Below are 902 nucleotides of genomic sequence, written 5' to 3'. Positions count from 1 at the left end.
ACTTCGGCTACAACACCGGCGGCAATGTCAACACGCTGCAGTTCAAGGCCGGCGTAGCGCCCGCGGATGTCACGGTCAAGCAGGCCTACGACACCTACTGGGGCGGCAACAACAACGCGCTGGAGCTGAGCATTGCCGGTACGACCGACAGGATCACCTTCAACGGCTTCCTGCGTGCAGACGACCCAGGCAACGTCTACAACACGCTGCAAAAGGTCCGCTTCGACGACGGCACGGAGTGGGACATTGCGACGTTGCTCGTCAAGAGTCAGGTCTTCACGGATGGCGATGACAACGTGCACGGCACGCTGGCTCCGGACAACTTCAGTGGCGGCCTGGGCAACGACACGATCGGCGGCGGCGGCGGCAAAGACATCATCGACGGTGGACCGGGCAACGACGCACTATGGGGCGACGACGGCGATGACCAGGTCGTCGGCGGCAGCGGCAACGACACCATGTACGGTGGCAACGGCACCGACATCATGGTCGGAGACGATGGCAACGATTCGCTGTCTGGCGACGCTGGTGTGGATCAGCTCTCCGGCGGAGACGGCAATGATTCGCTGGCGGGCGGTGACGGCAACGACGAGCTGACTGGCAGCACTGGCGATGATTCGCTGGAGGGCGGCTACGGCGATGATCTGCTGGACGGCGGTGCCGGCAATGACACGCTGCGCGACGGCTACGGCAGCGACACCATCCTGTTCGGCCGCGGTGACGGTCAGGACCGTGTGTACTTCGGCTACAACACCGGCGGCAATGTCAACACGCTGCAGTTCAAGGCCGGCGTAGCGCCCGCGGATGTCACGGTCAAGCAGGCCTACGACACCTACTGGGGCGGCAACAACAACGCGCTGGAGCTGAGCATTGCCGGTACGACCGACAGGATCACCTTCAAC

The 902-nt window shown here is 63.6% G+C and carries 1 protein-coding gene; it reads left to right on the top strand.

The features are described 5' to 3' along the window. Positions 1–902, top strand: a 902-nt coding sequence (locus tag AC1D29_RS29530; protein ID WP_477904338.1) for a calcium-binding protein, incomplete at both ends; no start/stop codon positions are given.

It is taken from the genome of Roseateles sp. P1_C6, from assembly GCF_056406315.1.
This window is presented reverse-complemented; position numbering and strand designations above follow the sequence as displayed.